This window comes from Streptomyces sp. NPDC030995 (genome assembly GCF_055571215.1).
In genome coordinates this window covers 66,712-79,923 of sequence record NZ_JBVIFS010000018.1, presented here as the reverse complement: position 1 = coordinate 79,923, position 13,212 = coordinate 66,712, and the positions used below count along the sequence as shown (strand labels likewise).

15 protein-coding genes and 3 pseudogenes are annotated in these 13,212 nt (G+C 69.5%); 7 read left to right on the top strand and 11 right to left on the bottom strand.

Translation table 11 applies throughout. From position 1 onward, the window contains the following. The first annotated feature begins 57 nt into the window (after positions 1-57). Both ACZ45T_RS25120 and ACZ45T_RS25115 read left to right on the top strand, forming a co-directional pair. Positions 58-1,206, top strand: a complete 1,149-nt coding sequence (locus tag ACZ45T_RS25120; protein WP_468444912.1) for an FAD-dependent oxidoreductase — start codon at positions 58-60, stop codon at positions 1,204-1,206. Between the two features lie 121 nt (positions 1,207-1,327). Next, positions 1,328-1,474 (top strand): hypothetical protein, encoded by a 147-nt coding sequence (locus tag ACZ45T_RS25115; RefSeq protein ID WP_468444910.1) that lies wholly within the window; start codon positions 1,328-1,330, stop codon positions 1,472-1,474. Positions 1,475-1,745: 271 nt separating this feature from the next. Here the strand turns inward: ACZ45T_RS25115 and ACZ45T_RS25110 are convergent, their stop codons facing one another. Beyond that, positions 1,746-2,477: an SDR family NAD(P)-dependent oxidoreductase gene (locus ACZ45T_RS25110; RefSeq protein WP_468444908.1), complete on the bottom strand. Its 732-nt coding sequence runs from the start codon at positions 2,475-2,477 to the stop codon at positions 1,746-1,748. Positions 2,478-2,572: 95 nt separating this feature from the next. On the opposite strand from ACZ45T_RS25110, the gene ACZ45T_RS25105 reads away from it, so the two are divergent. Both ACZ45T_RS25105 and ACZ45T_RS25100 read left to right on the top strand, forming a co-directional pair. After that, complete coding sequence (locus tag ACZ45T_RS25105; RefSeq protein ID WP_468444906.1) at positions 2,573-3,421, top strand: LysR family transcriptional regulator; 849 nt, start codon at positions 2,573-2,575, stop codon at positions 3,419-3,421. A 33-nt stretch (positions 3,422-3,454) separates the two neighbouring features. Next, positions 3,455-3,868, top strand: a pseudogene (locus ACZ45T_RS25100) (alpha/beta fold hydrolase); the annotation flags it as partial. Between the two features lie 179 nt (positions 3,869-4,047). On the opposite strand, the gene ACZ45T_RS25095 reads toward ACZ45T_RS25100, so the two are convergent. After that, entirely contained in the window at positions 4,048-4,455 is a 408-nt protein-coding gene (locus tag ACZ45T_RS25095; protein ID WP_468444904.1) for a RidA family protein, read from the bottom strand. Positions 4,456-4,598: 143 nt separating this feature from the next. Between ACZ45T_RS25095 and ACZ45T_RS25090 the strand changes: the two genes are divergently transcribed. After that, positions 4,599-4,979, top strand: a complete 381-nt coding sequence (locus tag ACZ45T_RS25090; RefSeq protein ID WP_468444902.1) for a winged helix-turn-helix transcriptional regulator — start codon at positions 4,599-4,601, stop codon at positions 4,977-4,979. Between the two features lie 116 nt (positions 4,980-5,095). Here the strand turns inward: ACZ45T_RS25090 and ACZ45T_RS25085 are convergent, their stop codons facing one another. Then, positions 5,096-5,302: a YozE family protein gene (locus tag ACZ45T_RS25085; protein WP_468444900.1), complete on the bottom strand. Its 207-nt coding sequence runs from the start codon at positions 5,300-5,302 to the stop codon at positions 5,096-5,098. Positions 5,303-5,696: 394 nt separating this feature from the next. Between ACZ45T_RS25085 and ACZ45T_RS25080 the strand changes: the two genes are divergently transcribed. After that, complete coding sequence (locus tag ACZ45T_RS25080) at positions 5,697-5,912, top strand: three-helix bundle dimerization domain-containing protein (protein WP_468444898.1); 216 nt, start codon at positions 5,697-5,699, stop codon at positions 5,910-5,912. A 57-nt stretch (positions 5,913-5,969) separates the two neighbouring features. Here ACZ45T_RS25080 and ACZ45T_RS25075 read toward each other — a convergent pair. The 3 genes and pseudogenes from ACZ45T_RS25075 to ACZ45T_RS25065 form a co-directional block, all read right to left on the bottom strand. Continuing rightward, positions 5,970-6,161 (bottom strand): annotated as a pseudogene (locus tag ACZ45T_RS25075) (SbtR family transcriptional regulator); the annotation flags it as partial. A 109-nt stretch (positions 6,162-6,270) separates the two neighbouring features. Beyond that, on the bottom strand, positions 6,271-7,221 hold the full coding sequence (locus ACZ45T_RS25070) for an EF-hand domain-containing protein (protein WP_468444896.1): 951 nt from the start codon (positions 7,219-7,221) through the stop codon (positions 6,271-6,273). Further along, positions 7,222-7,365, bottom strand: a complete 144-nt coding sequence (locus ACZ45T_RS25065; protein ID WP_468444894.1) for a hypothetical protein — start codon at positions 7,363-7,365, stop codon at positions 7,222-7,224. 319 nt (positions 7,366-7,684) lie between these two features. Here ACZ45T_RS25065 and ACZ45T_RS25060 point away from each other — a divergent pair, with 319 nt between their 5' ends. Then, the gene (locus ACZ45T_RS25060) at positions 7,685-8,437 is read left to right on the top strand and encodes an ASCH domain-containing protein (protein ID WP_327180600.1); all 753 of its coding nucleotides are present in this window, start codon (positions 7,685-7,687) and stop codon (positions 8,435-8,437) included. A 39-nt stretch (positions 8,438-8,476) separates the two neighbouring features. On the opposite strand, the pseudogene ACZ45T_RS25055 reads toward ACZ45T_RS25060, so the two are convergent. The 5 genes and pseudogenes from ACZ45T_RS25055 to ACZ45T_RS25035 form a co-directional block, all read right to left on the bottom strand. Beyond that, positions 8,477-9,087: pseudogene (locus ACZ45T_RS25055) on the bottom strand (transposase); the annotation flags it as partial. A 242-nt stretch (positions 9,088-9,329) separates the two neighbouring features. Then, the gene (locus ACZ45T_RS25050) at positions 9,330-9,641 is read right to left on the bottom strand and encodes a hypothetical protein (RefSeq protein ID WP_468444892.1); all 312 of its coding nucleotides are present in this window, start codon (positions 9,639-9,641) and stop codon (positions 9,330-9,332) included. Continuing rightward, positions 9,638-9,967: a hypothetical protein gene (locus ACZ45T_RS25045; protein WP_468444890.1), complete on the bottom strand. Its 330-nt coding sequence runs from the start codon at positions 9,965-9,967 to the stop codon at positions 9,638-9,640. The genes ACZ45T_RS25050 and ACZ45T_RS25045 overlap by 4 nt, the downstream gene beginning before the upstream one ends. Before the next feature lie 327 nt (positions 9,968-10,294). Then, the gene (locus ACZ45T_RS25040; RefSeq protein ID WP_468444888.1) at positions 10,295-11,371 is read right to left on the bottom strand and encodes a tetratricopeptide repeat protein; all 1,077 of its coding nucleotides are present in this window, start codon (positions 11,369-11,371) and stop codon (positions 10,295-10,297) included. Next, positions 11,368-12,795: an ATP-binding protein gene (locus ACZ45T_RS25035; RefSeq protein ID WP_468444886.1), complete on the bottom strand. Its 1,428-nt coding sequence runs from the start codon at positions 12,793-12,795 to the stop codon at positions 11,368-11,370. The genes ACZ45T_RS25040 and ACZ45T_RS25035 overlap by 4 nt, the downstream gene beginning before the upstream one ends. Positions 12,796-13,212: the final 417 nt, after the last annotated feature.

Here is a 13,212-nt window from a genome sequence, read left to right as displayed (position 1 = left end):
GCATAGCCCTTGCCCCTCGACAAGTTCACGTGCATCAGCATGAGAGAAGGCACCACTATGAACGCCACCACCCCCCGCATCGCGATCGTCGGAGCCGGCCCCGGCGGACTGACCTGCGCCCGCATCCTCCAGCGGCACGACATCCCCGTCACGGTCTACGATCTCGACGCCTTTCCCGCCTCCCGCGACCAGGGCGGCACCCTGGACATGCACCCCGATACCGGCCAGTACGCCCTGCGTGCGGCCGACTTGCTGGACGACTTCCTCGCCCTGGCCCGCCCGGAGGGGCAGCAGATGCGCATGGTCAGCGCCGACGGCCGGATCGTGTTCGACGGCATCCCGCCCGAGGCCGACACCACCGAGGGCAACCCTGAGATCGACCGCAGCCAGCTGCGCAACCTCCTGCTGGACTCCCTCAAGCCCGGGACCGTGCACTGGGGCCACAAGCTCACCCGCGTCGAGCCCGTCGGCGATGGCATCCACCGCCTGCACTTCGCCGACGGCACCACCACCGACGCCGACCTCGTCATCGGCGCCGACGGCGCCTGGTCCAAGGTCCGCCGCCTGCTGACGGATGCGACGCCCCTCTACACCGGTGTCACCTTCGTCGAGACCGGTTTCAACGACGTCGAAACCCGCCACCCCCGCCTCGCGGCACTCACTGCCGCCGGCACCATGATGGCCCTCCACAACCAGCAGGGCTTCGTCGCCCAGCGCAACAGCGGCGGACACATCCGCGTCTACGTCGCCATGCGAACCGACGAGGACTGGCACCACCAGGCCGGGCTCCACCTCACCGACACCGCTGCCGTTCGCGACGCCCTCCTGGACCGGTTCACCGGCTGGAGCGACCACCTGATCGGCTTCATCACCGACACCGACACGGGCTACGTCAACCGCCCCCTGTACGCCCTGCCCGTCCCACACACCTGGACGCACACGCCCGGCCTCACCCTCCTGGGCGACGCCGCCCACCTCATGTCCCCGTTCTCCGGGATGGGCGCCAACCTCGCCATGCTCGACGGCGCCGACCTCGCCCAGGCCCTCATCGACAACGCCACCGTCGACCAGGCCGTCACCGCCTACGAGAAGATCCTGCTGCCGCGCTCCGTCGAAGCCGCCGAAGGGGCAGCCGGGGCCATCGACGACGCCTTCAGCCCCGACGGCGCCGCCCAGGTTCTCGCCCACATGACCCAGCACCACTGACCAATCACCCGCGTGCACTTGCCCAGCGTCCTGGACCGGAGAAGGAGACGGCGTTTCACAGGTGGTCGCGTGCCGACCCCCGCCGTGCGCAAGCCAGGCCCTCCACCTGCGCGGCCAGGAGATGAGCCTGCGTGACATCGCTGCCCGGCTCGTCATCACCACGCGCAAGAAGAAGGGCCGCCACCCGTCGCCCGCCACCGTCATGCGCATGCTGCGCGAACACGCGCTGTTTTTCGGCGAGTACTACCGGGACCCCTCCGAGCCGTGATTTGATCCACGACCAGGACAGGTCCGGCACACGGACGAACCCGGTGCACAAGCCATCGGGCTCGCCATCCGCGTCCTGCCTCCGAGCCCCGCCACCGCCGCGGCCGACACCAGCAGCCCGGCCCCGACCGCTACGCCGCCGCCAGCGGTGCGGCGCGAGCCCTCGCCCGTCTCCCATCAGGCCCTGCGGCCCTCCAAACCGGACCCTCGATACCTGTTGGAGACGCGCGGGGGAAGCCGCCTCACCCGGCGGGTGATGACCGCGGTGCACATCACCAGGGCACTACGCCGGCGTCCTCGAAGAACTGGCCGGTCGGGCCGTCGTCGGGCAGGGTCGCGAGTTGGAGGGCGATCGCCGCGCCCTGTTCGGGGGTGCGCACGCCGCGGAAGCCGTTGAGGTCGGTCGCGACGTAGCCGGGGCAGCCGGCGTTGATCAGGATGTTCGTGCCGCTCAGCTCCCGGGCGTACTGGAGGGTGACAGCGTTCAGGAACGTCTTGGACGGCGAGTACGCCACGGCCACCGGACCCGTCGTCTGCTCGGCAGCGGTTCCTGACTGCCGGGTGAGGGAGCCGACACTGCTGGACATGTTCACGATCCGCGGTGAGGCAGAGCGGCGCAGCAGCGGCATCATCGCGTTGGTGACGCGGATGACGCCGATCACGTTGGTCTCCACGACCGTCCGGATGGTGGCGGGGTCGACCCGGGTGGGCTCCTGCGGCATGCCGCCGGTGATGGCGGCGTTGTTGACGAGCACGTCGAGGCGCCCGGCCTGTTCCTCGATCAGCCGTGCGGCGGCGGTCGCGCTCGCGTCGTCGGTCACGTCCAGTGGTACGCCGAACGCGTCGACGCCGGCCGCGCGCAGTCTCTCCACGGCGGCCTTACGGCGCTGATCGTCGCGGGCGCCGACGCCGACGCTCCAGCCGAGGGCGCCCAGGCCCGCGGCGATCTCGTAGCCAATTCCCTTGTTCGCGCCGGTGACCAGCGCAATCGTCCGTTCGCTCATAGGGGTAATGGTTGCCTCGGAGCCCGGCGGGGGTCCAACACCGATTGGGTGGGTAGCGATACCGTCCAGGTATTGATCCGGAGTAACGTCGCCGGATGGAGACCCGGGAACTGCGATATTTCGTCGCTGTCGCTGAAGAGCTGCACTTCGGGCGCGCCGCGCAACGGCTCGGGATCGCACAGCCGCCGCTGTCACGGGCGATCCAGCAGCTCGAACGCCGGCTCGGGGCAACGCTGCTGGATCGGACCAGCCGCACCGTCACGCTGACCGAGGCCGGTTCGGTGCTGTTGGTCGAGGGCCGGGCGGCGCTCGACGCGGTCGACGCCGCTGAGCGCCGGACCCGCCGCGCCGCCCTTTCCGCGACCGGGGGTCCCGGCCTGGTCCTGGTGACGAAAGCCAGCGCGTCCCGCGAACTGCTGGCGAAACTGCTCGACGCGTACGCCGCCGAACCCGGCGCGGTCGCCGTCGACGTCATCCTGTGCGGCCCGGCCGAGCAGGAACGACTTCTGCGCGAGGGCCGGGCCGACGTGGCGCTGCTGCACCGGCCGTTCGACTCGACAGCCGGGTTCCACACCGAAGAGCTCAGCACGGAGGGCCAGGTTGCCGTCCTGCCGGCCGGGCATCCGCTCACCGTCCGGGCCCATGTGCACATGGCCGACATCACCGGGCTGCCGGGCCTGCCCCTGCCACGCTGGCCCGACCCCAACGGCACCTACCCGCCCGGCCCTGGCCCGCGGGTCCGCGACCACGCGCAGTTGTTGCAGCTCGTCGCCCTCGGCCGTGCTTGCGCGGTCTCACCGGAGTCGTGCCGAGCCCAACTGCCCGGCGACCTCGCCGCCGTGCCCGTACTGGACGCGCCAACAGTCACCACCGTGATCGCCTGGCCACCACACAGCCGGTCCAGAGCCGTCGCCGACCTCATCCGGACTGCGACACGTCTCTAGTCCCGTACTTCGCGGGTCGTTGATTCGTATGGTGTGACCGGTCCGGGAGTGTCCCGGGCCGGTCGTTGGCGTTGGTCCGGGTGTGTCGATGACTTCCCGGTCCCCGCGGCCACGCTCCCGCACCTGGTCCCCTACGACGGCCCCGACGGCACCACGGGGACCGCTCTGTACCTGGAGCCCGACAAGTTCCGGGCCGCGTTCGCAGCCGACCTGCCGATCGCCACCACCCGCCTCATGCAGGCCACCCAACGGCCCTTCAGCGCCACCTGCTTCACCGACTCCACAGCCGCCGTCGCCTGGCGCACCATCCCCTCCTGGGGCCTGGTCGCCGACACCGACAAGGCCATTCCGCCGGCCCTCCAGCGCTTCTTCTACAACCGGGCCCGTGCCCGCCAGGTGGTCGAGGCACGGGGGGCGTCCCACGTCGCCATGATCAGTCATCCGCGCGCCACGGCCCGCCTCATCGAGCAGGCCGCCCGCGCCACCGGCTGGCCTCTCCCCCACCGTCCCGGTTCGCACCCTGGCGAGCCGGGGCGAGGCCCCTCCAAGAGCCTGGGGCTCTACGGCGAAAGAGACCGACCAGGAGGGCCGAGGTCGAGAACCAGCCCGGGGCGCGGCACGTCTGTTCAGTCGATGACGGCGGTGGCTTCGATTTCGACCAGGTGCTCGGGTACGTCCAGTGCCGCGACGCCCAGCAGCGAGGCCGGCGGGACCGGTGCGGTGCCCAGCTTGGCGGCCGCCCTGTTGATCCCGTCCATCAGCAGGGGCATCTTGTCGGGGGTCCAGTCGACGACGTAGAGGGTCAGTTTCGCCACGTCGTCGAAGGAGGCACCGACCTCCGTCAGGGCGGTGCGGATGTTGAGGTAGCACTGCTCGACCTGAGCGGCGAGGTCGCCTTCACCGACCGTGACGCCGTCGGCGTGCCAGGCGACCTGTCCGGCGATGAAGACGAGCTTCGACCCGGTCGCGATCGACACCTGCCGGTAGGCGTCGATTTCCGGCAGTCCCTTGGGGTTCACCAGGGTGATGGCCATGCTGTCCGCCTCCATTGGCATGGGCGCCCGGGAGCTCGAGTCCATCGAGCCACGACGCACTTGCTCTCTTGTGGTTACTCAGGAACCGTAGGAGAGTGGCCTCTGACATGGAAGAACGCACTTTTCAGTGACTGGGGAACCTCATGGTGACCAAGCAGTTCACGGGCTCGCCCGACGATGCGGACCTCAGGCGGGCGGACTCGCTGGGGCGGGAGATCTTCTCGGACGTCGCCAACAAGTGGGCGCTCCTGATCATCGAAGCCCTCGGGGAGCGCACCCTGCGCTTCAGCACGTTGCGTGACGAAGTCGAGGGCATCAGTCACAAGATGCTGACCCAGAACCTGCGGATGCTGGAGCGCTACGGGCTGCTCGAGCGAACCGTGCACCCCGTCGTGCCGCCGCGGGTCGAGTACACCCTCACCGAGCCGGGCCAGGCCCTGCGGGCGACGATCGACGGACTGTGCGACTGGACCCACCGGTACTTCGGTCACATCGAGGCCTCCCGCCGCCGCTTCGACGCCTGACGGAAATGAAGCACTCGCACGCGAAGCCGTCGGCAGGGCCGCACTCCTGGCGGCTCGATGGGCCGGCACGGGTGACCAAGCGGAGATCAAGCGGGTGCGGACATCACTGAAGACCCTCAATGGGAGGCGTACCGGATCCAGGCGTCCGTGAGGTTCTGCAGCGTCGTTCGGGTGGCACCGCCGCCCTCCAGGTGATCGGTGAAGGTCTGCAGCCTGTTCGGACCTTCGGGCCAGTTCGGGTCAGCGGCGGCCCTCCTGGCGAGTTCACCGATCGCGCCCTGATCCCCCGTGTGCCTCAGCAGCCACGGCGTGAAGCCCTCCATCGAGCCGCCCCTGTCTCTGAAGTCACGACCGCAGCCCAGGCATCGGCCGACGCATCGAGCACGACCTCACCCCCGGCGAAGACGTGCTGAGCGCCGGACACCGGATCGCCGACGGCGTCCTCGCCTCGTGCCCCTCGAGCCTGGCCCCGGCCGACGCACCACGCTGCTGCATCTGCTCAAGCGCATCGACGGTGGCGCGGGCCTGAGCCGACTGGAGGCCTCGGTGCGGTGACGCCAGCCACTCGGCCACCGCTGACCGTCGCAACGGGCGCAGCAGGTTCCAGCCGCGGGTACCGGCGAAGGCGGACAGAGCGGCGGAAGATCGACTTCCGGGGCGACGGCCGCTCCGCCAGACTGAGGAACGGCTGTCCCCGAAGGAAGACTGAGGTGCGTGATGGCGGAGTCGGAGGATGCCCTCACCATCCGCCATGTCGCGGAGCGACTGATGAAGGCCCACCCCGCATTGGACGCCGACCTGGTGGAAAGCTCAGTGCGGACGGCGTACGAAGAACTCAGGTATGCACGTGTGCGCACTTACCTGCCGGTCCTGATGGAGCGCAGGGCCAAAGACCTGCTCCCCTCCGACGAGCAGACGGATCGCCCGACCTGACGCTCGATGAGTGAGCGTGCCAGCCACGTCGACGCCGGCCGGGGGATCGCGAGCCGACTACGCCGGGCAAGTCTTCAATCCCTTGAGCAGCGCGGTCAGGTAGCGGTGCGCCGCGTCGGTCCGCTCTGCCGAGGTACCGCCGTGGACGTGCACGGCGTACGCGATGCCGCACATCAGCGGTACCAGGTCGGTGGGGGCGAGGTCGGCGCGGACCACCGTGGCCTCGCGGGCCCGGTCGAGGAGGGTCTTGCCGGCCGACCACGCAGACCCCTTGAGCTCGGGCCCGGGGGCACTTGCGACGGTCGGCGGGGAGGTGAGCTCATCAGTGGCTGCCCCAGGGCTTCGCCCGGATCGGCTGCTATGGGCGTCCGAGGAGTTGGTTGCCGGCCGTGTTGTCGGTGCGGGCGGTGAAGTAGTCGGTGAAGGCCTGGACGAATTCGTCTTCGGTGATGCGGCCGTCTCCGTCGTGGTCGAACTGGCGGAAGCCGTGGTTGAGTTCGGCTGGGTGGACCCGGGAGCCGCCGAAGATCGTGCGGTACTCATCGGCGCACAGGTGTCCGCTGCCGTCGGTGTCCGCTGCTTGGTAGATCGCCCTCACCGCGACATGGAGACCCTGCTCGAGATAAGCCGGCCCAGCGTCGATCCCGGTGAGCATGGCGGTGACCAACTCCTCACAGGTCACCTGTCCGTCCTCATCAGCGTCCATGCCGGTCCGCAGGTGTTGCCACCAGGTCTCGAAGGCGGCGTAGACGGGGGCTTCGCGTTCAGGGGCGAGTTCGAGCGGCCAGCACACGTTGTGCGCCATGGCCTGCAGATCGGCCGAGCCGATGCGGCCGTCGCCGGTCTGGTCCAGGACCTGGCGGAAGAAGGTCCACAGACGCGCCGGGCGGGCATAGGCACCCTTGCGGCGGCGTGGTGCGGGAAGCCGGACCGGGCTTGCCTCCGGCGGGGACGGATGATCGGTGAAGGCGGTGGGAGGCTGCGGAGTCGAGGGGATGCCGGCCAGTGGGGTGCGGTAGCGGCGGTGCTCGGGCAGCGCGTTCATCAGCACACGCATACCGCGGTGCAGGATGAAGGACAGCAGGGCCGCGCGGCGGGTGCGGGACAGGTTGAAGCGCTCGCGGAAGGCTTCCGGCAGGTCCGCGATGGTCAGCGCACCGATCACGTGGGCGGCCAACGTGCGCACAAGCGGCCAGGCCGGCTTCAGGCGGCCGAGGCGGCGGGGTGCGGGTGCTTCACGGAGCATGTCGAAGAGCAGGTAGCGCACGGGTTCGCCGTATTCGAGGCGCTCGCGGATCGTGCGGTCCACCTACGCGGGCACGTCCGCGGCCGTGGCCGGGAACAGGTCGTCGGACAGGCCGAACTCGGTACACACCGCGCGGAATTCTCCGCACATCTGGTCCAGTTCAGACGGGGCCAGCGGGCGTCCGGACAGTTCCCGCATCGTCGTCATGCACGAACGCAGCATGATTCTCGTCGACGCGGAAAGCGGCGTGGAGGTCCAGCCCGTAGTCTTCGACGCGGGACCGGCCGCTGGCTAGACGACAGCCGTGCCTACATCTTCGCAGGGAGCCCTGCGGCCAGCGACGCCATGCGCAGCCGCTACGCCCACCGGCGACCACTGCCAGTGGCCCCAACGGCGGGTACGTAAGCGGGCCACCGCGAAGGGCCGGTCGCCCGCACCCCGAGCCATCGCACGGTTGCTAGTGCTCTGACCGCGAACGTTCACCGGGTTACATGGCTTGGGGACGTGTATGAGTAGTGTCTGTTGGATGGACAGCACGATGAATCTGCCGACGGAAGAAGATCTGGAGCTGGTCGAGTTCGCCCAGCGCGTTGTTGAGACCAACGGTGACGGTGAGGTGCACACCGTCGGGGCAGCCGTGAGAGACGCACAGGGCCGGATGTTCGGTGGTATCAACCTCTATCACTTCACTGGCGGACCTTGCGCGGAGTTGGTGGCGCTCGGGCATGCGCGTGCTGCGGGAGCACGTGACCTAACGGCGATTGTTGCCGTCGGTGATACGGGGCGCGGCGTGCTCGCGCCGTGTGGCCGGGACCGGCAGGTCCTGCTGGACTACCACCCGGGTATCCGCGTCCTCGTGCCGGCAGCTGGTGGCATTCGCAGTGTCGCGATCACCGATCTCCTGCCTCATGCTTATGTCTGGGGGGAGCAGTCCGCAGCGTCCGACGGAGCGCTGTGCTCGGCCGCGATGCAGGCCCTGCATTTCCATCGCACCTATCTCGAGGCTGTACGCACTGGGCGGAAGACGACCACGGTGCGGTTCCGCGACCCAGTGGAGACGGGCCCGGTGAACATGGTGTTCGAGTTGGATGACGAGGTAGTGCTGTCCGGTGTGGTCACTCAGATCACTTCCAAGAGTGTTGCCGAGTTGACCGAGGCGGACGCTATCGCCGACGGGTTTCGTGATCTCGCCGAGCTGCAAGACAGGCTGCGGTTCCACTACCCCGACATCAAGTCAACCGATGACGCCACCATCGTTCACTTCCGTCTGACGCGTTGACTGCATCCGCCATCGAGCGAGCGAGGCGATCGGACTTGCTCATGCCGCTCCTTGCAGGGGTCTGCCGCCCCAGCGGATGGCTTTCTCGCTGCGGATGCGGGCACGTTCGCGTCGTTGGGCGGCGAGGATGTCGGGGTGGCGGGCGTTCTTGTTGCGCCAGCGCAGGTAGGCGTGCAGGGCCTCGTCTGAACGGTGTGGTTGGGGTGGTGGGAGTTGGCCAAAGTGAACTGCCGCAGCGGCCCGAAGTGAGCCTCAATGGGGTTGGCCCAGGACGCGTAGGTCGGGGTGAAGCAGAGCTCGACCTTGTTCTTGGCCGCCCACCGCTTCATCCGCCAGTTCGTATGGGCGGAGAGGTTGTCGAGGATCACGTAGATCGGAGCGCCGTCCGGACGAGCGGCCCGGATCGCCCGCATGGCCGCCCAGGTGTGGTCGATGCCCTTGCGGCGCCGGTTGACGCCCCACATCTGGTCGTCGCCGACGGAGTAGCAGCCGTGGAAGTAGGTAATGCCGTGGGTGCGGCGGAACGTCGCCGGCAGCCGGTCGGGACGGCCGCGTTCGGCCCAGCAGGAGCCTGCCGTCGGGCGGATGCCGAGCGGGCCGAACTCCTCGAAGGCGAATGTGCGGTCCGGCCGTTCGTTGATCGCGTAGTCGCACTTGGGTATCAGCCGATCGCGGGGTGTGCCGAGATCTCGTTCCTGCCCGAGAGGCCGGCGTTGTCATTGAAAGCGTCCGCCGAGCGCGACGCATTCGCCACCCCCGTGTGATGAACCATCAGCGAAGTCGGTCAGGGGCTGCCTCACGGTGCGACCCGTGCCGCTGCCCAAGGCCGGGTAGGTGCACCTGCACCGACTGCCCGTGAGGTCCAGACCCCGGGACGTCCGGTCAGATCCGGTCAGATCGAGCCGTGCGGCTGGTCGGAGTCGGGCAGAGGCTCGTCGTCCGGGCCCGGCTCGTTGACGGAGCGGGGTTCCTTGAGCTGTGTGGGCAGCGTGGGACCCGTGCCGTTCTCGGGCGTCTGATCGTCCGCGAGCTTCCACGCGCCGTCAGCGGCACGCTCGAACGTCAGTGTGTGGGGGAGGAGGTACGAGGTGTGCGTGATCTCGTCCCCCTCCTGGACGTCGGCGAAGTACAGGAGGGTTTCCTCCTCGACCGCCAGCGTCGCGGTGTCGCCGCTGACCGTGCCCTTGCCGGGAATCACGGTCACTTCGCGTGACTGAACCCGCTCCAGCGCTCGTCCAGCGCCTGAGCGTTCTCCCGCAGTGCGGCAATCTCGCCCCCGAGCTCGTCGGCCGCCTGCGCGGTCAGCGCAAGAGGTGCCGCGGCGCCCAGGCCTTGGGACCACGAGATGGTGACGGCGTCGGCTCGGCGTTGGAGGTAGGCGTCGGCGATCTGCGCCAGCTGCCCCTTCTCCGCGGTCGGCAGTTCGGCCTGCGCCGCCTGCGAGGCCGGCAGAGCCACGCCGAGCGAGAGCGAGGCCGGCGTCAGTGTCACGACGCCGGCGGCGCGTACGGAAACTCCGGTCCTACGCAAAGGATCTCCCGGGATGCGTCGAATGATCCGTCGAGGATATACGGCCACCCCTGCCTCGGCGGTGAACCGATTCGCGATTATCTGTCCGGTAGCGTGTCGGATGTGGCCGGTTGCGCGTGCCCAGGTACAACAGCCGAAGCCAACCGGAGCCGCGAAGCCGTCGCCGTCCCTCAGCCACATCCAGCGCGAGGGCACCTCGGGCAACGGCTACGTCACCGACCTCCCCCCGCCGACGCGGGGGCCAGTTGCCACGAGACCTCGACGACGAGGGCCGACGACTGCTGCGGATCGCCCGGTCACCCACCTCCGGATCACCCGGTCACCCGGTCACCCCGTCTTCCTCCGGTCGTACACCATCGTCGAGAACGGCACTGCCAAGCCGACCCAGAAGAGGACCTGGGGCACACTCCGATCGGTCCACGGGATCTGGGATATCACCAGTGCGCAGAGCATGGTGCACACGGCCTGTGCCAGGACGATCCGGGCCCAGCGGCCACGGCGTACGAGGGAGCGGATGTTGAGCTGCACTCCGGTACGCAGCCGGCGGTAGCGCAGCAGCGCGCCGAAGCCCCAGATCGCGGCCATGATCATCAGCACCCAGATCCGGTTGCCCAGCGGGACGGGCAGCTCCCGCAGGACCGGGTCCTTGGACGTGGCGAAGAGGTCGATCATCGTTCCCGCAGCTGCCAGGCAGACCAGCGCGAGCCAGCGTGTACCCCGCAGCAGGCGGTACGTGGCATGGTCGAGGCCGCTGTGCAGCATCGGGGACTGCGGTGCGCCCGCCAGGCCCGCGGAGTACATGTCCGCGGCCCGGGCGGCCGGAACGTCCGGGCCGCTGGCCATCGCGTCGGTGTACATGGCCTGGGCCGTCTTGTTGGACGGGTCGAGGCGCAGCCATTCGACCAGGGCCTGCTTCGCGACGTCCTGGCGCTGCGTGCGTACGGCCGTGAAGCACAGGGCCTGGTGGGCGTCGGGTTCGTGCGGGGCGAGGCGCACGGCCTCGTGGGCCGCCTCATACGCCCGTTCGTGGTCGGCGGGCGGGGCCGTCGCATGGGCGACGAGCACCTCGGACAGCGCGAAATGCGCGGGCCACTTGTCGGGCGCCCTGCGGACGGCCTCCTCTGCCGCCTCCCGGGCCTCGGACTGCCTGCCCAGGCGGAGCAGCACCCGGGACAGCAGGATGAGTGCGCCGACGTGCCCGGGCGTGATCCGGAGCATCTCGGTGGCTGCCCGCTCCGCGAGCTCGTACTCGCCGAGTTTCTCGTGGGCGACGGCGACCAGCTGCCAGGCCCATTCGTCGTCCGGCTCCTCGGCGAGGTGGGGGGCCAGCACGGCCTTGGACTCCTCGTACCGCTCCGCCGCCTGCAGCGCGCCGGCGCGCGCCACCACCGGATCCACACTCACAGCTTCCGCCTCTTCTTCAGGTACGTCACCAGGTCGTCGTACATGCCGCCCTCGTTGGCGAACATCGCCACGTTCCGCGCCGCCGCGAACCACGGTTCGGCCGACGGGACCACCGACTTCGCAGCGCCGAGCAGGTCCTTCGTTCCGATCATGCGGATCTGGCCGGTGCGTACCGAGTCGAGCAGCGCGCTCTCGGCCGCCGACTCGCACACATGGGCCAGGTCCGCGCCCGAGAGGCCGTCCGTCGCCTTGACGAGACGTCCCAGGTCGACTGCCTCGATGGGACGTTCGCGCAGGTGGTAGCGGAGGATCGCCTCGCGGGCGGTGGCGTCGGGCGGCAGGACGAGCAGCGTGCGGTCGAGTCGTCCCGGACGCCGTAGCGCGATGTCCACGTCCCAGGGGACATTGGTGGCGGCGAGGACGAACACGCCTTCATTGGCGGCGGAGTGGATGCCGTCGAGCTCGGTGAGGAGCTGGTTGACGGTGTTGCGCATGCCGCTGTGCTGCGTACGGCTGCGCTTGGCGCCGAGCGCGTCCAGTTCGTCGAGGAAGACGACACAGGGCGCCTGACGGCGGGCGGTCTCGAAGACCTCGTGCATGTTGCGTTCGGAGTTGCCCATCCACATGTCGAGGACATCGCTGACGGACACGGACAGGAAGTTCGCGCCGAGTTCGCCGGCGACGGCACGGGCGATGAAGGTCTTGCCGCAGCCGGGCGGCCCGTAGAGGAGGAGCCCGCCGCGCAGGCTCTTGCCGTACAGCCTGCGCAGTTCGGGGTTGCGCATCGGCGCGAGGAACGCGGCTTCGAGCCGGTCCTTGACCTCCTGCATGCCGCCGACGTCCGCGAGCCGTACGACGCCGGGAGCGGACACCTCCCAGGCGTCGGCGTTTCCGGGGTCGCCGCTGCCGTCGGCGCTGAGCGGGGGCTCGACGAAGCGGGGCTCGACGATGCCGTCGACCTCCTGCTCGGCCGCCCGCCAGTCGAATCCGGAGCGACGGGACGACTCTTCGGGGGCGGCGGCCGCCGGCTCCGACGTATCGGCCGGTTCGGCGGACGTCGCCGGTTCGGCGGACGTCGCCGGTTCGGCGGACGTCGCCGGTTCGGCGGCCGCGGCCGGACCGAGGGATGCTGCCGACTCGACGGACGACGACGCAGGATCAGCGACCGTCGACGTGTTCCGGGCCGCGGGCGCGGGGGAGGCCGGCAGGCCCATCGCCCGTACCATCAACTCCCGCGCCGCTCCGTCCCCCGGAGCATGCTGCAAGGCCGCCGCGGCCTCCGTCACTGCAGCGTCGTGCAGACCTGCAGACAGCAGCAACTCCGCGAGGTGCAGCCGTAGCGGGACGTCCTCGGGGGCAGCGGCCACGGCTGTGCGCAGGCTCTGTACCAGCGGGGATTCAGGGGCGGGAGACTCTTCGAGCATGATCCATGTTTACGCGGGACCGCCGACATGAGTCCAGGCGGGGCGGTGTGCGGTGGATCACCAAGGTGGCCGAGAGCCGGCTCCGAGGCGCCCAGGGGTCGCCGGAAGACTTCCCGGTCGATCCGGAACACGTCATGGACACTCGGCGCGGGCGGTCGTCGCGAACGGCGCCGTCGGGTATCGGACCCGATGCGGGGACGGGTAGCTGCGGTTCGGGGAAGACCAGCCGGAGCCACACCCCGAACGGCAACGGGACCGAGTACGCCGGAGCCGCCGGGTCCATGCCATCCCGGTCTGCGGGTGGACCGGCACAATTGAGCGGCGAAGGCCCGCGTAGTAGTTCTTGACGCCGGTTTGGCTGCGGGTGCCGTGCACGTCGTAGGGCAGCACCGAGCACGCCAGAACCGTGTCCATGCG